Origin of the sequence: Pseudomonas sp. FJ2-5-13 (genome assembly GCF_029201605.1) — a bacterium.
Taxonomy (GTDB): domain Bacteria; phylum Pseudomonadota; class Gammaproteobacteria; order Pseudomonadales; family Pseudomonadaceae; genus Aquipseudomonas; species Aquipseudomonas lactis.
This window is the reverse complement of record NZ_CP104045.1, coordinates 1,286,507-1,306,524: the sequence shown is the minus strand read 5'-3', so window position 1 is coordinate 1,306,524 and position 20,018 is coordinate 1,286,507. Positions and strand designations below refer to the sequence as shown.

Annotated in this window: 11 protein-coding genes; 5 read left to right on the top strand and 6 right to left on the bottom strand. The window is 59.0% G+C overall.

Translation table 11 applies throughout. The annotated features are described in order from the left end of the window. Positions 1-8: 8 nt before the first annotated feature. A complete protein-coding gene (locus tag N2A98_RS05770) occupies positions 9-2,258 on the top strand; it encodes a glycoside hydrolase family 3 N-terminal domain-containing protein (protein ID WP_275623139.1) in 2,250 nt (749 codons plus the stop codon). 225 nt (positions 2,259-2,483) lie between these two features. Here N2A98_RS05770 and N2A98_RS05765 read toward each other — a convergent pair whose 3' ends face one another. From N2A98_RS05765 to N2A98_RS05755, 3 genes are read right to left on the bottom strand one after another with little or no spacing between them, the layout of a single operon-like run. After that, positions 2,484-4,049 carry a glycosyltransferase family 39 protein gene (locus N2A98_RS05765; protein ID WP_275623138.1) on the bottom strand — a complete coding sequence of 522 codons (1,566 nt, stop codon included), beginning with the start codon at positions 4,047-4,049 and terminating at the stop codon, positions 2,484-2,486. After that, positions 4,036-4,983 (bottom strand): glycosyltransferase family 2 protein, encoded by a 948-nt coding sequence (locus N2A98_RS05760; RefSeq protein ID WP_044274713.1) that lies wholly within the window; start codon positions 4,981-4,983, stop codon positions 4,036-4,038. The genes N2A98_RS05765 and N2A98_RS05760 overlap by 14 nt, the downstream gene beginning before the upstream one ends. Next, entirely contained in the window at positions 4,980-5,354 is a 375-nt protein-coding gene (locus N2A98_RS05755) for a GtrA family protein (protein ID WP_047712684.1), read from the bottom strand. Before N2A98_RS05755 ends, N2A98_RS05760 begins: the two co-directional genes overlap by 4 nt. Before the next feature lie 215 nt (positions 5,355-5,569). On the opposite strand from N2A98_RS05755, the gene N2A98_RS05750 reads away from it, so the two are divergent. From N2A98_RS05750 to N2A98_RS05740, 3 genes are all read left to right on the top strand, one after another. Next, on the top strand, positions 5,570-6,700 hold the full coding sequence (locus N2A98_RS05750; RefSeq protein ID WP_047712683.1) for an OpgC domain-containing protein: 1,131 nt from the start codon (positions 5,570-5,572) through the stop codon (positions 6,698-6,700). A 99-nt stretch (positions 6,701-6,799) separates the two neighbouring features. Beyond that, positions 6,800-7,933, top strand: coding sequence for a hypothetical protein (locus tag N2A98_RS05745; RefSeq protein ID WP_275623137.1), 1,134 nt, complete (start codon positions 6,800-6,802; stop codon positions 7,931-7,933). Between the two features lie 12 nt (positions 7,934-7,945). Next, positions 7,946-11,908 carry a hypothetical protein gene (locus N2A98_RS05740; protein ID WP_275623136.1) on the top strand — a complete coding sequence of 1,321 codons (3,963 nt, stop codon included), beginning with the start codon at positions 7,946-7,948 and terminating at the stop codon, positions 11,906-11,908. Between the two features lie 625 nt (positions 11,909-12,533). Here N2A98_RS05740 and N2A98_RS05735 read toward each other — a convergent pair. Further along, positions 12,534-13,946 carry an amino acid permease gene (locus N2A98_RS05735; protein WP_044272099.1) on the bottom strand — a complete coding sequence of 471 codons (1,413 nt, stop codon included), beginning with the start codon at positions 13,944-13,946 and terminating at the stop codon, positions 12,534-12,536. 318 nt (positions 13,947-14,264) lie between these two features. Next, entirely contained in the window at positions 14,265-14,612 is a 348-nt protein-coding gene (locus N2A98_RS05730; RefSeq protein WP_078802555.1) for a hypothetical protein, read from the bottom strand. Between the two features lie 912 nt (positions 14,613-15,524). On the opposite strand from N2A98_RS05730, the gene N2A98_RS05725 reads away from it, so the two are divergent. Further along, entirely contained in the window at positions 15,525-18,614 is a 3,090-nt protein-coding gene (locus N2A98_RS05725; RefSeq protein WP_275623135.1) for a transglycosylase domain-containing protein, read from the top strand. Between the two features lie 139 nt (positions 18,615-18,753). Here N2A98_RS05725 and N2A98_RS05720 read toward each other — a convergent pair whose 3' ends face one another. Continuing rightward, positions 18,754-19,998 carry a hypothetical protein gene (locus tag N2A98_RS05720; RefSeq protein WP_078466738.1) on the bottom strand — a complete coding sequence of 415 codons (1,245 nt, stop codon included), beginning with the start codon at positions 19,996-19,998 and terminating at the stop codon, positions 18,754-18,756. Between the last annotated feature and the right edge of the window lie 20 nt (positions 19,999-20,018).

Sequence of the window (20,018 nt, the reverse complement as noted above, 5' to 3'; positions counted from 1 at the left end):
GGTGAACCATGCCTATACATGTTGCTTCATTGCTGCTCGCCTGCCTCCCACTGCTGGCGCTAGCCCAAGACGATCCGGTTGAACGCTTGCTGGCGCAAATGACCCTTGAAGAAAAAATTGGCCAGCTCAGCCAACTTGGCATCCAGGCTACGCCCACCGGCCCCGCCATTGATCAAGGCACGCAAACACAGATGCCCGTCACCCTGGTGGGGTCGGTACTGGGGGCGAATACCGCGCAACAGACCCGCCAGTTGCAAGAACAGGTGGTCAACGGCTCTCGCCTGCATATCCCCTTGTTATTCGCCTATGACGTACTGCACGGTTTTCGGACGGTGTTTCCAGTGCCATTGGCGCAAGCCTCGGCCTGGGACCCTGACCTGGCACAACGAACCGCACGCGCGGCAGCCGTAGAAGCCACCGCCAGTGGCGTGCATTGGACCTTTGCGCCCATGGTCGATGTTACCCGTGACCCACGCTGGGGGCGCGTGGTGGAAGGCGCAGGTGAAGATCCGTTTCTGGGTTCTGCACTGGCTGCTGCCCTCGTGCATGGCTTTCAGGGCGCAGGTGCCCCTGATGTCTCTTCGATGCTTGCGACGGCAAAACATTTCGTGGCCTACGGCGCTGCCGAAGGCGGTCGAGACTATAACGTTGCCGACCTGTCGGAACGTACCTTGAGAGAAGTGTACTTACCTCCCTTCCAGGCCGCCGTCGCGGCCGGTGTCGATGCAATCATGCCGTCCTTCAACGAGTTGGCCGGCAGTCCCATGCACAGCCATACCGCCCTGCTGACCGGTCTGTTGCGCAAACAATGGGGGTTTACCGGCTTGCTGGTCAGTGATTTCAATGCTGTCTGGGAACTGGGCCCGCAAGGCATTGCCGCCACGGCGGCCGACACCGCACGGCTGGCGTTCACTGCCGGGGTGGATATCGAGATGGCCAGTCAATCCTATCGCCAACACCTGCCGACGCTGGTGCGCGACGGCCAGGTGTCGCGCAAAAGCGTGGACGACGCCGTGCGTCGGGTACTCAAGACGAAGCAACGCCTGGGGCTGTTCGATGACCCCTATCGGTACAGCGACGAAGCCCGCGAGCGGGCCAGCCAGCTCACGCCACAACACCGCGCCCTGGCTCGAGAAGCGGCGCAAAAATCCATCGTCTTACTGAAAAACAGCGGCGCATTGCTGCCGCTTTCCAAACAGCCGGGCAAGGTCTTGGTTGTCGGCAGCCTCGCTTCGGACGCCAGCGCCACGATCGGCCCATGGGCCGGGGCCGGACGCGCCGAAGAGTCCGTCACTGTGCTGCAAGGTCTACGCAATGCAGTCGCACCTGGCAGCGAGATTGTTTACCTGCCCGGCGCCTCGCCCAGCAGCCCGCATGTCCAGGACATCAAGCAGGTCGAACACACGGCGCGTGAAAGCGACCTGATCATCGCCGTGCTCGGAGAAACCGCAGAACAGAGCGGCGAAGCCCATAGTCGCGCCGAACTCGGCCTGCCGGGTGGGCAGAATGCGCTGCTAAGCACATTGCTGAACACAGGAAAGCCGCTGGTCATCGTCCTGATGAACGGCCGCCCGCTGGTGCTCGATGAGTCAATCCAACAAGCGCCTGCCTTGCTCGAAACCTGGTTCCTGGGCAGTGAGACCGGGAATGCCGTGGCCGATGTGCTCTTTGGTGACGTTAACCCCAGCGGCAAGCTGCCAATGACGTTCCCACGTCATGTGGGCCAGATACCGATTTACTACGCGCATAAAAATACCGGCCGCCCACCCAGCGGTGATGGGAGTTACGCATCCGCCTACATTGATGTGCCCTGGACACCCCTGTATCCGTTTGGCTTCGGCTTGAGCTACACCTCCTTCGTCTACTCCTCTCCTCGCCTGAGTAGCCCTCGACTGACCTCCACCCAGACGCTGGAGGTTGAAGTCACCGTCACCAATACCGGCAAACGCGCCGGTGATGAAATCGTCCAGTTGTACCTGCGCGATGATGTTGCCAGCGTCACCCGACCAGTGCGCCGGTTACGGGGTTTTCGCAAAATTCATTTAGCACCGGGCGAAAGCCGCAGCGTCAGCTTTTCCCTGGGCCAACAGGACTTTGCCTTGCTCGACGAGCATTTTTCGCCGAAGGTCGAGGCCGGCAGTTTTACCGTCTTCGTTGGGCCGGATTCGACGACTACCAACCAGGCGCATTTCGAGGTGAGCGATACGCGCGGGTTGCCTATTGCGGGGCAGTCTGCCTCAAGGGCGTTGCCCCACTGAATATACCTACAAGTGCCGATGTGGGTGATGGAGACCAAGCTGTTCACGTAGTCGCCTGTGCTCTTAAAGCTCGGCGACTTACTCACGGGGTGAAGTGAACAGCAAGTTCTATTCGTACATGTGGCAGATGGCGCGGGCGGATAATTTTAGTCAACATGAACAGGCGCCGGAAACGGCACCATTCAAACCCACTCCCCTTAATACTCAACTTCAGGATTAAAGACGTTACAGACAACTATCGGCCACAGGACAGATGGCGACAAGCTGCACTTTATCTTTACCTATCCGTTGGGTACTGAGCAGTTTCCAATGCTTGGGAATTTTAAGTGTCAAGGTACCACCACCCTGCTCATCAACCAACCAGAGTCGACCTGACTCGGTCCTTAAAGACTCGAGATTTTCCACATAAACCTCGTCGGCTTTGTCTTGAAGCAACGTGGAAATTTGATATCCGTTAGGGCGCCCAGAGCTTCCATCTGTATGGGGCGGCGTGTACTCCATGGGCAGGCGCTGTAAACGATTGTAATAGACCATCGATAAATGCATGAAAGACTGCAACACCAACACACCGTCACCCGGCTGCGCAGTGCTATTGACATACTCAGCCAACTCCCCAAGTTGGTTGGTCTCCCAACACTCTTCGCAAAGCTTGTTATACACATGCCACAGGCCGAGCAACTCAACGACCACGAATAGTAGAACGCCAACACCAAAAGCGATATTGCTTCGCCCCAATAGACGATCAAGCATTACAGCTATCACAAGAGGCAGCGCAAGCATGGCAAAAAACAAATACCGCGGATAAAACATAGGGTGAATCAATGACACCAATGCAATGACAACCACTGGACACCACACATAGACAACTAATAACACGCTATTTCTACCAACACTTTTGTCCATTACCCAAATGGCTATCGACCCCGCCCATACCATTAACGCCAGACCATAAATCATCCAATCAGGTAGTGAAGCACCCTCGCTATAATGGAGAAAGAACCCAACTAAATCGACGACTTTATCGACACTCACTTCTGGCACCCAATCGACCGCAGAGTATCTCATTTGATTCAGAAGACTTGGCACCCAAGGCAAAAAACATAATACAATCATAATATTGGCCAGCCACCAACCGCTGTTCTTTATATATTTATACCGCACTGAACGCCACGTGGACTGCAAAACCAAATAAGTCCAATGAGAAAACATACACAAAGCCGCAAAATAATGAGTATAGAGCCCAGCAACCATCAACCCCGTATACACCAGCAATATACGTTTATTTTCTGGCTGCTTTAGCCAATAAACAAACGCAATTGTAGCGCCCAACATCAGCGCACCCAAGAGTGAATACATACGAACTTCCTGACTATAACGAACGGCACCCGGAAAAATCGCCAGAAGCACACCAACCACTATTACAGCTCGCGGCGACATCAACAGTCGAGCTAACCATATACCCAACACAACCGAAGCCATACCAAAAAACAAACTTAAACTACGAACTGAAAACACACCTTCACCAAAAATATTGATCCACCCATGCAGTATCAAATAATAAAGTGGCGGATGAACATCTCGTGCAGTATGGAATAAAATCTCAGAAACCGACTTCACGCTCAGTAATACACTAAAGGCTTCATCCAGCCATATACCTGTTGTCGTCAGATTATAGAACCGAGCAATCGCCGCAACAAAAAAAACGACAAACCAAACCAATGAGCTCTTCCACAGTGCACCTTTCATGAGGCTATTATAAATATTACGTCCACTGCTTTCAGATGAGCTCATCAAATACCTCACTTACCTTCACTATTTTTGCAATCACATACCGCGGCCGATGCTTCGCCTCCATATAAATCCGTCCTACGTACTCCCCCAATATCCCGATCCCAATGAGTTGCACCCCTCCCAAAAACAAAATAGCCGTCATCAACGACGGATACCCCGGCACATCATTTCCAAACAACACTTTGTCAACAATCAAAAAACCCGCATACATCAACGCCACCAGCGAAATAAATCCCCCTATATAGCTCCATAACCGCAGCGGCAACGTGCTGAACGACGTGATGCCATCCAGCGCCAGGTTCCACAGTTTCCAACCATTGAACTTGCTCTGCCCCGCCGCTCTGGGCGCGCGGTCGTATTCAACGATGGCAACCGTGAACCCTGCCCAGGACAACACGCCTTTCATGAATAACTGCTGCTCGGGCAGGGTCTTGATCACGTCGACCACCTTGCGGTCCATCAACCGGAAGTCACCGACGTTCTCCTCGATATGGGTGTAGGCGATACGATTGAGCAGGCGATAAAACAGGGATGCGCTGTGGCGCTTGAGGTAGCCGTCGCTGGTTCGATCCCTGCGCTTGGCCAACACCACATCGGCCCCTTTTTGCCATTCGGCGACCAGCTGGGGCACTACCTCGACCGGGTCTTGCAAGTCCACATCCATGGGCACCACCGCGTCGCCCGTGGCATATTCCAGCCCCGCGAACAAGGCAGCTTCCTTGCCGAAATTACGTGAGAAGTTGATCAGCATCACGTCGCTGTCGGCCATGGCAAGCGCCTGGGCATGTTCGGCGGTGCGGTCGGTACTGCCGTCGTTGATAAATACAATTTCGACCGCATGCTCGCGCAACAAGGGCTCATGCCGAATCGCGCGGTAAAACGCGCGCACCGTTTGTTCCTCGTTGAACAGCGGCACCACCAGCGAGATTTTCATTGTCCACGCTCGCGAAACACCACCCAGCGCGACAGCAAAAAACCGCACACCAGGCTGACCAGCGAAAACACCAGCACAGTGATAATCCCTGGCATACGCAGATGGTCGCCCAACCATCCCACAGCCAGGCTCAAGCCACCCATGCATGTCATGAACATCAAGTAGCGGCCCCAGGAAACGGGGCTATCAAACGTAAAGAGGGCATTGATGTAAAACGAGAAGGAGGCTGCCACACAGAACGCCAGCAAATTACTCAGCGCCTGATTCAACTCAAACCCTGCCCGGAACATGAAAAACAGCTGCCAATGGATCACCGTATTGGCGATACCGATCAGCGTGTAGCTGGAAAATCCTTTCCAGAGTCGAGTCATGTTTCAGTCCTGTGCGGCTACGCCAAGCAAGCCACGACCGCCCAACGCCGTCTACTGTCAACCTTGACAGGTACGCCCCAAGCGCAATTGAGACATTCAGCAATACCCAGCCTTTGCAATTGCTTACAAATACCGCCAACCTGCGCCCGCCCGACGTGCGGCGACGCCCGCGCTCACCTATCGTCATTCAACTACTTGTTCAAGAGCCCGCTGCCATGCTGAACGGACGCGACCCGCGCATCGATTTTTTTCGGGGCCTGGCGTTGATCTTCATTTTCTGGGATCACGTGCCCCACAACCCCTTGGCCAATGTCACCGTGCAGAACTTCGGGTTCAGTGACGCCGCGGAAATCTTCGTATTCCTGGCCGGCTATGCAGCCGTGTTGGCCTACGGCAAGATCCTGCAGCGCGATGGCTATGTCATTGCCTGCCTGAAAATCCTGCGCCGGGTGTGGACGCTCTACGTGGTGCACATTTTCCTGCTGGCGCTGTTGATGGGCATCGTGATTTTCGCCAACAGTCATATCGAAACCCGCGACCTGGTGCAGGAGATGGGCCTGGAGTACTTCCTCAACAATACCCAACAGGCCTTGGTCGATGAGTTGCTGCTGCGCTTCAAACCCAACCTGACCGACCCGCTGCCGCTGTATATCGTGCTGATTCTCAGCCTGCCCATTACGCTGCCGTTACTGTTGCGTGCGCCCACGATCACCGTGGCGATCTCGCTGGCCGTATACCTGCTGGCGCCATGGCAGGGCTGGAACCTGCCGGCCAGCAACGGCGGCGTCTGGTACTTCAACCCCATCACCTGGCAGTGCCTGTTTATCCTCGGCGGCGCAGCGGCCTTGCGTTCGACGCCCCCTACCGAACGACGGCCACTGCTTCGTCAACCGTTGTTCATAGCGGCTGCAGCGTATGTGCTGACGACCTGCGTGATCACCCTCTCGTGGCGCTGGCCCGAGTTGCACGACGCCTGGATGCCGCGCGTAATTGGCGAATGGCTGTACCCCATCAGCAAGACCGACCTGTCACCGGTGCGCTTGCTGCACTTTCTGGCCCTGGCCTACGTCACCGCCAAATTGCTCCCCGGTGTCGGCTGGACGCAACACGGGCTGGCGCGACAACTGGTGCGGATGGGACGCTACTCCCTGGAGGTGTTTTGCCTGGGTGTGGTGCTGGCGCCGTTGGCGGACATGGTCAATGCCCTGAACGGCGATACCTTCGCCATGCAGGTATTCACCGCCCTGGTGGGGGCCGCCGTGATGAGCTTGTTTGCCGCGTGGCTGGAGTTCAACAAGCAATTGGACCAGCGGCGAGCCACCTCGCCCCAGTCTCCCGCTACATAATTAGCGCCTGGCCCATCCACCGGAGTGTTTCCATTTCTGTCTATTTAAGCAGTGAAAGGGCAGCCAACAAGCCTGCCCTCCTCGACAGGAAACCCACGGATGACCCCGCTGATTCTGAGCAAAAGCCGGCGCCAGGATGGCGACAAGCTGATGACCACTGCCTTGATCGAACATCTCAAGGCATCCCACTCCACGCCCTCCGAGACGCTACCGATCCCCGCACAATGCTCGCTGGGCAACTGGTGGCAGGTGTACCGCCAAGCGTTGGAGCGTCCACGATTCCTGGACTGGGCCCAACGGCAGTCGCTGAACCTGGCCGACCTCACAGTACGCAACGGCACACTGCATACCCAAGGCAAAACCTTCACCCTTGACGACCAGAGTGATTGGTACCGGCTCGCACCGCCGGTCCTGGCCATTGCCCAGGTGCTCGACCCCGACGCGCTGGGGCTGCCCGTTCCCGGCGAACACCTGGCATTGAGCGTTCGGCACATCCTGCGGTTTTACGGTTACCCACAGCCAAACACCCGTGCCCAACGAGCTACAGTGATAGATGCCCTGAGCCACCTCAAATCGTTTTTCTCGCGTGCTCAATCCCCTCTGTCAGAAGCGTTCCAGCAGTTGGAACAGGACCGTCAGACAGTGGCGCAACAGTTGCTGGCCGGGATCACTGTGCAGGATGAGGACGACCGGCCATTCAGCCTGTTCACTCTATACCGCAGCCGATGCTGGCTGACCTCACGCTCGTTCTGGGCGAGGAGCATGGAAGCCGCCGCTGCTTTGCTCCAGGGCATTACCGCACATCCACAGTTCCTGGCCCTGGATCAAACCCAGGACCTGGTCCCAGGGCACTATTTTTTTGATGTCAGCCGACAGTCGATCAAAGGGGCGGGGCCCAGTGGTACGCCGCTCGAAATCCACTACGAGCAACTGGCACAGCTGCCTCTGGAAGGCGCTCTTGAACGTTTGCAAGACCTCGCAAACACCATGCAACTGTCCATCTCCCTGGATGGAAAATTCAACCTGGCTCAACTGCTCACCTTGCATGAACTGCCTTTGCCCGATACCCGCGAAGCGGCCTGGGACCTGATAGAACAATTACGCATCCCGTCCCCCATCAACGTTCCACCGATAGACGACCAGGCCGATTCCGACATGGCCATACAGGTGCATCGGCAATGGTTCACCGCGCAACATGAGCGCGACAACCTGGCTAATGCCCAAGGCACCTAGCCCGAATGGGCCTTGCCGGTAAAACCTCGCCTGGGCAATTACTGGGAAGGCTTGGGCCTGCCCCAACCCGGCGCCTTGACGCTTTCGGCCGAGCAACGCCTCACGGTGATGAACATCACCCGCAAGTTTCTGCCACAGCCCAATCAAGGGCTGCTCGAACTGTTGATCACCGACCCGTTACCCGGGCCACCTGATGAACAGTTGCAGCAGCTATTGGCCCACCCAACCGCGCAAAAACTGGCTGATCAATTGATCGATGCGCTGCAATGGTACGGTCATGCCCCTGGTCAGTTGGCCAACCGATCCAGTCGTGACACCTTGCTCCTGAGCGCTCTGATCCTGGATCTCGACCCCCAGGCCGGTCAGAGCCGCTACACCATCGTTGGCCTCAACCTCAATCAGAGTGACTGTTGGGGGCATCGCTATGCGGACCTTCGTCGCACAGTAGAACTGCACCTGATCGAGAGCGGTGTCGCCACTTCGCGCTCCACCGCACTGGCCGCGCACCTGTTGCTGGCAGGTATCGCCCCGGAGTTTCTGGTAGGTCAGCACCCAGACTCGCTCTACTTCATGACCTCCCATGCCTGGCTGCTTTTAAAACAAGGGGTGATGCTCGCAGAAGCGCTCGTCTGCGGCTCATCACGGCACCTGCGGTTCAGCGATATCGTAGCGCTCGCCACCCAGGAGCTGGACGCCGCCGAACAACCCCTGTGGCGTACTCACTACACCACCAGCACGTTGATTGACTGGGCTGTCGCACAAGGCCAACTGTCACCTGTGAATGAACACAGCACTTACAGCCTTCAGAGCATCAACACGCTTCAAAATACGCTCATAGAACGTGTCGACACGTTGGGGGCCGCGTCCAGAACCTTACGAACCCCTCTCATTACACGCCGCCGTATTGCGCTCAATGACCTGAAAAAAATATTCCGGGGAAACCGGCTACTGAAGAAGAAATGCCTGCGCTGGGCACAAGGGCCACAGCGCAGACCTTCTCACCTTCCAGCCCCCGGCGCACACCTGCAATCGCTGGTGGACCTGCACATGAGTGGCGCATTGCAGCCTTTGGCCGAGCAGTGGAATTCTGTAGACCCGGCGCTGGATTTGGCCGAAATGAAACAGCACTTTCGCCGCCTTGGCGACGTCAACACCTTGTTCAACGAAGCCAGCATCGCTCATGTCGCAAGGCTCAAAGAGGCCTACACCACCGTCATCCGCTACCTGCTCGCACAATTACCCTTGGCGGACCGCGAGCACTTGCAAAAGGCCGCCGTGCAACTGCTGGTGGTGAGGCGACCGGCGAACAAACCCCAGATCGAAGAACAACCGGGGGAGAAAATGGCCCGTACCGGCCGCTTCGGCGTGATCCTGCGCTGTGAGGCCTTGAACGGTCACCATGACTACGAACTGTTCCCGCTGTTGAACCTGGCGTATAAAAACCTCCGCCTTCCACACACTCTGGAGCTGGGAGGCACACCATTTACCATTCAGACTGGCAATGTCCACAGCACACAGCCGACCTCGCAGCTGCATATCGGCAGCTTGCTGGCCCTTGACGAAACAGCCTACCTGACCGGCAGCCCGCCCAGAGCAGATCAGTCTTCAAGCGTAATCATCGATCTGTTGTGGCGTGTCGAGGCCACAGAGGCCACCACTGAGGCGCTGACTTTCGATTCGCCAAGAGCCTTGACCCTGGCGAAGGCCATCGTCAATCAACACTTCTTCCAGGACATCGACACCCTGGTGGCACAAGCCAGAGGCTCAACCCTGCTGGAAGACCGGCAAAAGACTGCTGAAGCGGTGTACCAGGCTTTACTGGGCCTGATCCCGCTGTGGTCATGCACTCGGGACTTGGCCTCGGGCGATACCAAGCGCATGATCGAGGGCGGCTATGGATGCTTCTTCGATGTGTTTGGCCTGCTCGCACCCACCAAAGGTTTATTGCTCTCCAGCATCGCGCGTCTGGGGAAAGGCGCACCCGCCTACATCAAGCTGCTGCAACTGACCAAGCTCGGTGCCACGTACCTGAATGCAGTATTCAATCCTTTCGACAGCTTGCCGTCGTTACTACGCCTGGGCCGCCATGGCCTGGTACACCTGAATCAGGCCGGCATGCGTGCGTTGGAGGGAGCGGTCCGGCATACACGCCTGCGGCTGAACCCAGGCTCCACCGTTGACTACACCCGCCTGCTCAACAGCGCCGACATCGCACCGGCCACCCTGACGCGCGCCGATGGGATGGCGCAGGTGCTGGCGATAAAACGCTCCAGCGCCTGGTACGCCTTCGACCCTTTCAGCGCAAGACCTTACGGGCCGCCGCTTGCAGACCTGCGGCTGGACACGGCGATAACGGTCATCCCGCACCAATCGGTGGATGGCTATAAGGCCAGAATTACCGAACCGCTGTTCAAAAAACCACCGCTGCTGATTCAGCGTGCCCACGCCACAGACCTGCTGGACCAAAATCGTGTATGGCGCTTGCCCCACGAGGCACACACGCACATGGACGAACTCACCTCGCCGGTACATGCCTGGCAAGCAAACACCTTCGATCACCTGTGTGCGATCCGCAGAAAAAAACGCAACCTCATCCCCATCGTTTGCTTCACCAAACGCCTGTATGAGTTTGCACATTCGATTCACTTGCGCCGGGTCCAGGCACTGGACCACGTTCGACTGATACCAGCCCCGGTGATCGACGGACAAAAGCGCCAACTGGTCTATCACCGACGCATCCATGAAGTCACACCGCGCGTTACCGAGTTCGAACTGACACCCTTGCCTGCGTCGACGCCCCTGACCTACAAAACCAACGTCATCGGCAGGCGCATTGATAACGAGCCCCAGTTCGGCCTGCCCGGAGACGATTTTGACAACGTGCTCAGCCGACAGACCCAGGTGGTGGAACTCAACGGCATCGTTGACGGCATCAACGACAGCCGTACCCTCAGAGCGCTGCTGGTCAGTGTGCCGGGTACGGATCATTGGGTGGTCGAAGCCGATGTTGGCGTCTTTTACCGAGCGCCCGCAACAACCACAGGGTCGAGCGTTGTGCACTTTGAACAACTGGATTACAGCGTTGGTGGCGAGCACGTCGTACTGATCGATGCCTTCGGTGAGCGCAAGAATCAGTTTTTGAAGGCAGCACAGCTCATACCCGACCAGCCGCTGGTGGCACTGCCGACGCTGGAAGTCCTGTATCGACAGTTAGCTCACCGTGGCTTCAGCGCCGAAAAAATTGCCCTCTTGCGTAAGCGTGTCAGCGGCCTTCGAACCATCAAGCAACGCGAGTTGCTGCTCAACCTCAGTGATCAAGGGCGCAGCCTGAACATCAACTTCGTATCCCGGCCTGTGCAGCTCGACATCTGGCCACCGCGGCCAGGCACGACGCCGCATCCCAGCCCCGCGCAAATCAATCGCTACCTGGCCGAACAAGCCAACGCCAGCACCGCGGCGCTGGTAGAGAAAACCCAGCTCAAGTCCGCCAATGTCCACGGGTCCACGCTGGATGAGCTGCGCCGGGTTCAAGAGGCACAATCGGTGGTGATGTGGGAGTACAGCAAGATCGGTCAGCCGAACTACACGGAGATCATCCTCAAGACCGGTGCCGGCAACTGCGACCAGATGGCTCATGTTGCCTGTGAAATGATTCGAACCAATGGCGGTACGGCTCAGGTCTGGGTCTGCCAGGTTCATACCTTTGTGGTGGTGGGCACGATCCCCACAGGCTTGAGCCAGACGCTGGACTTCCAGGAGACCGGGTGGGCCGATCTATGGATCAGCGACCCTTGGGCAGCCATCACTTGCCCGGCAAAGGACTACATGAGGACACTGGAGATCAAGATGATTACCTGGGACCTGGAAGATATCCTGGTGTTTTTCTACGACGGGAATGCCTATCGCTGGGAGCGGGCTAATCACCCGGACTGGTTGCGGTTGTTACTCACCACGACTAAAAACCCAAAGCCATAACCGTCGCGAGCAAGCACGCTACCCTGTTTTTGATCCGATTTGGCCTCAGCGGTAACCACGATGCGAAGCGAGCCGCTCTTGATCTTGCTCTGCTTTTGATCTTGATCTGAAGCGCCCCGTTAAACCACGCTGGCCGAACGCAGGCTTGAATTCGTGGGTAACCCGGCAGGACGCCGGGTTAGCCGCCCCGCGCCATGGATGGCGCGTGGCGGCGGCCCACGGATTCAAGCCTGCGTTCGGGCACACCGAGCCTAAGCGAGGTGCCGAGTGGTGGGGCAAGAGCGTTTTGCTTACTTTTGCGCTTTTCAAAAGTGAGCCGCCGTCAGGGCGGAACCCTAGGTGGCCGTTAACGCAGGAATGGATATGTACACGGTCCAACTGTGTTGACTGCCAGGCCGCCTTCGCGAGCAAGCCCGCTCCCACAGTTGGATCGTGGGGTATCAGGTAGATATGGGGCGGCTGTCAGGCCGCCATCGCAGGCAAGCCAGCTCCCACATATGGATCGCGCTGCGTCAGCTAGATCAGCTCCGGCTGTCAGGCCATCGCGGGAGCAAGCTCCCTCGCCACAGGTTCGGCGTCATACCGAAGTTATGTAGATACCGATGCTCAGGAGGCCAGGCCGGCGTCAGCCAGCGGAACGCACCGCCGCATCGCTCGGCTGCAACTTGAACGCGTAATACAACACGGTCAACAGCACCAGAAACGCCGGCCCTACATACAGCGCCACACGGGTCTCGGGGAAGTACGCCATCAGGCCCACCACCAGCACCAGGAACGCCAGCGCCAGGTAGGAACTGACCGGGTACAACCACATGCGGTACTTGAGGCCCGCTTGCTCGGCCGGGCTCAGGCCTTTGCGGAATTTGAGCTGGGCCAGCAGAATCATCAGCCAGGTCCAGATCGCACCGAAGGTGGCGATGGAGGTCACCCACACGAACACCTGGTCCGGCACCAGGTAGTTGAGCAGTACGCCCAGCAACAAGGCAAAGATCGACAACAGCAACGCCTTGCGTGGCACGCCGTTACTGGAGGTGGTGCCGAACGTCGCCGGCGCCTGGCCGTTCTGCGCCAGGCTGTAGAGCATGCGCCCGGTGCTGAAGATGCCGCCGTTGCAGGACGACAACGCGGCGGTGATCACCACGAAGTTGATAATGCCCGCAGCGGTCTTGATGCCCAGGCGCTCGAAGGTCATCACAAACGGGCTGCCCTGGGTGCCGATTTCATTCCACGGGTAGATCGACAGGATCACGAACAACGCACCCACATAGAACAGCAGGATGCGCCAGAACACCGAGCCGATAGCGCTGGGAATGGTCTTCTGCGGGTTGCGCGCTTCACCAGCGGTGAGGCCGATCATCTCCACGCCCAGGTAGGCGAACATCACCATCTGCAACGACATCAACACGCCCTGCACACCGTTGGGCATGAAGCCGCCGTGGGTCCACAGGTTGGAAATGCCCAGTGCCACGCCGTCATTGCCGAAGCCGAAGGCGATGATGCCCACGCCACCGATCACCATCGCAATGATGGTGACGATCTTGATCAACGCGAACCAGAACTCGAACTCACCGAACGCCTTGACTGCGATGAGGTTGATGGTGCCCATGCTGATCAGCGCCGCCAGGGCCCAGATCCAGCGTGGCGTGTCGGGGAACCACACGCCCATGTACACCGCCACGGCGGTAATTTCCGCGACGCAAGTTACCAGCCACAGGAACCAGTAGTTCCAACCGGTGAGAAAGCCTGCCAGGGGGCCCAGGTAGTCCTGGGCATAACGACTGAACGAACCGGCTACGGGGTTGTGCACCGCCATTTCACCGAGGGCGCGCATGATCACCAGGATCGCCAGGCCGCCAATGATGTACGAGAGCATGATGGCCGGGCCGGCCATTTCGATCGCCTTGGCCGAGCCGAGAAACAGGCCGACACCGATACAGGCGCCCAAGGCCATCAAGCGAATGTGGCGCTCGCCCAGTTCACGTTTGAGCGGGCCGCCTTGAGCGGTCTCGCCAGGGGGCAGTGGTTTGCCAACAGGCATAGGGATACAACCTCATTTTGTTATTGGATTTAGCCACCGAGTCTCAGGCGTATCAGCGGGTGGGCTCATACACCGGCCGGACCGGGCCTGCCTCGTGGGCAAACCCGCCTGGCGCAAATGCGCGGCCAGGACAGCGGGGCGTGCAGTATAAAAAGCTACCGATAGGGCTTTTCACTCAATAAACGGCAAAATTTGGCGATAAGCCCCGGAAAAATCGGCTTCGACGGATGGGCTTCCCGCTGTCTAGACCGGCCCTGCCAGGGCAAAACGGCGCAGAGTATTACATAACTTTAAAAAGCCAGGCTTATCCAGCGCGCCTCAGTCCACGCTGAAAAACAGGCGCCGGGCCAGGCGTCGGGAAATGCTCGCGCGCTCGATTTCCAGGGTTTGTCGCACGCGCCCGGTCTGGCCGGTGCGGATGCGCGCGAACGCCTGCGCTTCCACCTCGGCCAGAGATTGGTAAGCCAGCGTGCCGTCGCTGTCGTTGGGAGTGCCGATGTAGATCAGGCCGGCTCGCCATATGCCGGTACCCAGGTACTGGTCCAAATAACCCTGGGCGCTGTCTTGCGCAACCACTCGCAATGAGGGCGGCTCGCGAAACAGGGTTTCGATTTGCTCGAGGGTGGTTTGGCAGGGTGAGTCCAAGTAGGTCTCGGAGCGGGTCATGAGGGGCTCGATATGCGATTAAATCGCAGACGCTACTGGCTGGCGCAGGACCGGTGGCTGTAAACAGTTAGCTCTACGGGAGATGTGCCAGGCGCTAATTTTGTGGGCTGTACACGACCACTGTGGGCTTGCTAGCGATAGCCATAGGTATCTACACAACGCTAACCACGATGCGAAGCGAGTCGCTCTTGATCTGCTCTTGATCTTGATCTCAGGCGCCCCGTCAAACCACGCTGGCCGGAATTCGACAGTGATTTGGGGGGTAAACCGGCAGGGATGCCGGTTTAGCCGCCCCGCGCCATGGATGGCGCGTGGCGGCGGCCCCCCAAATCACTGGCGGATTACGGGCACACCGAGCCCAAGCGAGGTGCCGAGTGGTGGGGCAAGAGCGTTTTGCTTACTTTTGCGCTGTTCAAAAGTGAGCCGCCGTCAGGGCGGAACCCTAAGTGGCCGTTACGGCAGGAATGGATATGTACTCGGTATCTGTGTCGCCTGTCAGGCCGCCTTCGCGAGCAAGCCCGCTCCCACAGTTGGATCGCGGGGCGTCTGGTAGATAAGCGTTGGCTGTCAGGCCGCTATCGCAGGCAAGCCAGCTCCCACAGTTTGATCGCGGGGCGGCAGGTAGATGAGTGTCGACTGCCAGGCCGCCTTCGCAGGCAAGCCAGCTCCCACAACTTGATCGCGGGGCGGCAGGTAGATGAGTGTCGACTGTCAGGCCGCTATCGCAGGCAAGCCAGCTCCCACAACTTGATCGCGGGGCGGCAGGTAGATGAGTGTCGACTGCCAGGCCGCCTTCGCAGGCAAGCCAGCTCCCACAGAAAAATCCTCTGCCCGACAAACCTCGTGACGCAGGCAAACTGCGTCTACGCTTCAGACAAGTCCGATCAATCTGTAGGAATGGATCAATCGACTATGGGCGCTCTGCAGCACACCAATGCCACCCAGGCTGACCTCGACCCCGACAGCCCGTCACCAGCGCCTTTGCCGAAAAAAAACAGACCCTGGCGTCGCGTGGGCTGGCTGATTGTGTTGATGGCCTTGATCGCCCTGGCTTTCGCCGTGCATCGGGAGGTGCAGACCTCACGCTGGCAGGCCCGCGTATTCAGCGAATGGGCGGCGAAGCTGACCTACCAGGTGGCCCCCGGCGCCAGCGATGCAATCGTGTACCCAGGCGCAGGCCCCTTCGATCAGCGCCTGGGCTACAGCGCACTGGGCGAGTTCCTGCCGCGTTTGCTCAAGCGCAGCTACATGATCGAGTCCCAGGCACGCTTTTCCGAGGCGTTGATGGACTACAGCCGTCACGGCCTGTTTATCCCCTACGCCGAGAAAATCCAGGCCGGCTTAACCCTCACCGATTGCCGCGCAGCACCGCTGTATCAATTCAATTACCCGACCCAACTGTACGCCCGCTTCGATGACATTCCGCCGCTGATGATCCACAGCCTGCTGTTTATCGAAAACCGTGCACTGCTCGATCCCGAGCCCGCGCAAGCCAACCCGGCCGTGGACTGGCCGCGCTTTGCCAAGGCGGCGTGGTCGCAGGTGGCGCGCCAGTTGCACCTGCCAGGGCAGGCGGCGGGCGGTAGCACCCTGGCCACTCAGCTGGAAAAGTATCGCCACTCGCCCGATGGCCTGACCCTGTCGGGCAGCGAAAAAATCCGCCAGATGCTCTCCGCCAGCGTGCGCGCTTACCAGCATGGCCCCGATACGCTTGCGGCGCGGCGCAACATAGTGCGCGATTACCTCAACAGCGTGCCTCTGTCGGCCGTGCCGGGCCATGGCGAAGTGCATGGCATGGCCGAAGGGTTGCGGGTGTGGTACGGCGCCGATTTCGCCCAGGTCAACCGCGCGCTTCAGGACACCGCCACTACACCCGCCAGCCTGGCGGCACGGGGCTTGGCATTGCGTGAAGTGTTGTCGTTGATGATCGCCCAGCGCCGCCCTTCCCATTACCTGGCCAACGGTCGCGACGAGCTCAAGCAACTTACCGACAGCCACCTGCGGCTGCTGGCGCAGAACGCGGTGATCGACCCGCCGCTGCTCAAGGCCGCCCTGGCCGCGCGCGTCACTTATCGCGACTGGCTGCAACAGCCCACACTGCAACCGATCGACAGCAACAAGGGCGTGAGCGTGGCCCGCAGCCGCCTGGCGGCCCTGCTCAACCGGCCCCTGTACGACCTCGACCGCCTTGACCTCGCAGCCACCAGCACCTTGCAGGCCGAGCTGCAAACCCAGGTCACCGCCTACCTCAAGCAACTGGCCGACCCGGTATTCGCGGGCAACATCGGCCTGCTCGGCGAACGCCTGCTGACGCCTGCCAGCACGCCGCAAGTGCGCTACAGCTTTACGCTGTTCGAACGCACCGCCGACGGCTCACGGGTGCGGGTGCAAACCGACAACACCGACCAGCCCTTCGATATCAACGAAGGCAGCAAGCTGGAACTGGGCTCCACCGCCAAGTTGCGGGTGCTCACCACCTATCTGCAAATCATCAGCGAACTGCATGATCGCTATGCCACCCAAACCCCGGCGGCGTTGAAAAAAGCCGACATCGCCGAGCAGGACCGGCTCAGTCGCTGGGCCATCGATTACTTGCTGCAGGCCCCGGATAAATCCCTGGCAGCCATGCTAGAGGCGGCCCTGGACCGCACCTATTCAGCCAGCCCCAACGAAGGTTTTTTCACGGGTGGCGGGATGCATTACTTTCACAACTTTCGCAACGAAGACAACGGCCGCAGCCCCACATTGCGTGACGCGCTGCGCGAGTCGATCAACCTGCCGTTCATTCGCCTCATGCGCGACCTGACGCGCTACGTCACCTACGCGGGCGCCAACAACAGCGCGCAATTGCTCAAGGATGATGGCGACCCACGCCGCCAGGAATACCTGGCCCGATTCGCCGACCGCGAAGGCACCACCTTCCTGCTCAAGTTCTGGAAGAAGTACCAGAAAAAAGACACCCAGGCGCGCCTGGAAACCTTCCTCGACAGCCTGCATCCCACCGCGATCCGCTTGGCGGCCGTGCATCGCTACCTGTTTCCTGAAGCAAACCCGGACACCTTCAACCGCTTCGTGCGCTCCCACCTGACCGGCGTAAAAACCAACGGTGCCCTCAGCGACGAGCGCCTGCAACGCCTGTACAAGGATTACGGCCCCGGCACCTACGACCTGCCCGACCAGGGCTATATCGCCAAGGTCCACCCCCTGGACCTGTGGTTGCTCGGTTACCTGCTCAACCACCCGCAGGCCACCTTCACCGAAGTGGTCAAGGCCAGCCAGTTCGAGCGCCAGGAGGTGTATAGCTGGCTGTTCAAGAGCCGTCATCAAGGCGCGCGTGACAGCCGGATCCGCACCATGCTGGAAGTCGAAGCATTCCTGGATATTCATCAGCGCTGGCAAGCGGTGGGGTACCCTTTCGATCATCTGGTGCCGTCACTGGCCACCGCCATTGGCAGCTCGGGAGACCGCCCCGCCGCGCTTGCCGAACTGATGGGCATCATCCTTAACGACGGAGTGCGCGGCAAAGTGCTGCGCATCGACAGCCTGCATTTTGCCGCCGGCACCCCTTACGAGACCCGCGTGGTCAACACACCCGACCCCGGCAAACGGGTGATGCCGTCCGAAGTCGCCAGTGCCTTGCGCGGGGCGTTGTCACGGGTGGTGGACGCTGGCACGGCCAAGCGCTTGTCGGGCAGTTTCACCCAGGCCGACGGCACGCCAATGGCCATGGGCGGCAAGACCGGCACGGGCGATAACCGCATCCAGGCAATGGGCGCGGGCGGGCGCTTGATCAGTTCCAAGTCGATCAACCGCACCGCCACGTTTGTGTTTTTTATCGGCGACCACCACTTCGGCACGCTCACCGCTTTTGTGCCTGGCAGTTCGGCGCAAGGTTTCAAGTTCACCTCGGCGTTGCCGGTGCAAGTGCTCAAGGGCATGGCGCCGTTGTTGATGCCTTATCTGCAAGGGTCGGGTGGGATGATGTGTCAGTCAAGTCAGTGATTGGCCGGGCGACCGCTTTCGCGGGCAAGCCCGCTCCCACAGGGACCGTGTGCGCCGCCAATCTTAGGCACGACACAAAACCAATGTGGGAGCGGGCTTGCCCGCGAAAGCAATGGATCAGCCACTGCAATTTTGTAATCTAAACCTCGGAATCCCAGATCACCGTCACCACGCCCGTGTAGGTGCTACCGGGCTGCTTGAGCATTTCCTTCACATCCTCTCGCTCCACGGCAAAGTGCAGGCTCGCGGGGCGGTTGTTGACGTAATAGCCGGGTTGGAACAGCTCGGTGCCGCTGCCGTCCAGGCGCAAGGGCAGCTTGTTCACGGCTTGGCCGTACTGGTCTTGCAAGCCATAAGGCAAGGTCACCCCGACCTGCAGCGGCACCTCGTCGCCCGCTCCGTTGCGCAGCCCGCAGGTGTTGCCGATGGCCAGGCTGCATTCGAGCTGCATCTTGAAACGCCCGCTGGAAGAGATCACGAAAGTCTGGTCACGGAACAGCCGCGCCGGTTGCCGCCCACGATTGAGCCAGGCTTGCCAGCCGCCTTCGGGCAGCAGCTCGATGCGGTTGCCTCCGGGGGGCAGGTCCACTTTGAGGGCGTGCTCTACGGACAGATTGAAGTTGAAGGTCAACACGTTGTCGTTGGGTATCATCACATCGCCAAAATCAAAATCCCTACCGGGCCCGATGCTGTAGGACAACGAGCCGCGGTATTCACCACTGGCCATACCCAACGGATTAGGGGTTCTGAGTTCATAGCCATACTCCACCGGCTGGTACCACATTTGCGGAATAGGCGCGCTGGGGACCACACTGCAGGCTCCTCCGTTTTCCGGGACGATCCAGAAGTACAGCAAGTAAGTGCCGGACGACGTGTAGTAGTTGACGCCTCGACAAGAATCCACGCCGTAACGCCAAGGATCCGCCCAGTGCCTTCCTGGGGCGCTCCACACAGTCACCCTGGCGCCCCCGCCCAGGCCCCATCTACCGCCGATACCGGCGATGCGCATCTCTACCGTTTCAACCTGACCCGTGGCGATATGGGTCACCTGCACATCGCGCCAGGAGGACGGTACTTTGAAATACGCGCCCTTGCGCGGGTCTTCATGGTCCGCCTCGATTTGCGCGATCGAGTTGAACACCAATTCGTCGGTACGAATACTGAAGGTGTTGAGTGACTCGCAAAGCGCCGGCACGTGCCAGGCGCAGATGCCACTGTGGGGTGTGGTGTTCTGGAATTTATTGACCATGGGGTTGGTCGGGTCCGGGCGAAACACCGCCGAGATATTTTGTTCCAGCGCCTGCACGGGCAGGCTCGCCCACCCGACGCCTAGCGCCAAAGCCCAAGGCCCCAGCCATTTTTTGGTTGCGGTGATCAACTGCATAAACACTCCGAATCTGCGGC

Bases quoted from the DNA above. Each gene is read 5' to 3' on its own strand.
- N2A98_RS05770 (WP_275623139.1), top strand. From the start codon at position 9: ATGCCTATACATGTTGCTTCATTGCTGCTCGCCTGCCTCCCACTGCTG.
- N2A98_RS05765 (WP_275623138.1), bottom strand. From the start codon at position 4,049: ATGAGCTCATCTGAAAGCAGTGGACGTAATATTTATAATAGCCTCATG.
- N2A98_RS05760 (WP_044274713.1), bottom strand. From the start codon at position 4,983: ATGAAAATCTCGCTGGTGGTGCCGCTGTTCAACGAGGAACAAACGGTG.
- N2A98_RS05755 (WP_047712684.1), bottom strand. From the start codon at position 5,354: ATGACTCGACTCTGGAAAGGATTTTCCAGCTACACGCTGATCGGTATC.
- N2A98_RS05750 (WP_047712683.1), top strand. From the start codon at position 5,570: ATGCTGAACGGACGCGACCCGCGCATCGATTTTTTTCGGGGCCTGGCG.
- N2A98_RS05745 (WP_275623137.1), top strand. From the start codon at position 6,800: ATGACCCCGCTGATTCTGAGCAAAAGCCGGCGCCAGGATGGCGACAAG.
- N2A98_RS05735 (WP_044272099.1), bottom strand. From the start codon at position 13,946: ATGCCTGTTGGCAAACCACTGCCCCCTGGCGAGACCGCTCAAGGCGGC.
- N2A98_RS05730 (WP_078802555.1), bottom strand. From the start codon at position 14,612: ATGACCCGCTCCGAGACCTACTTGGACTCACCCTGCCAAACCACCCTC.
- N2A98_RS05725 (WP_275623135.1), top strand. From the start codon at position 15,525: ATGGGCGCTCTGCAGCACACCAATGCCACCCAGGCTGACCTCGACCCC.
- N2A98_RS05720 (WP_078466738.1), bottom strand. From the start codon at position 19,998: ATGCAGTTGATCACCGCAACCAAAAAATGGCTGGGGCCTTGGGCTTTG.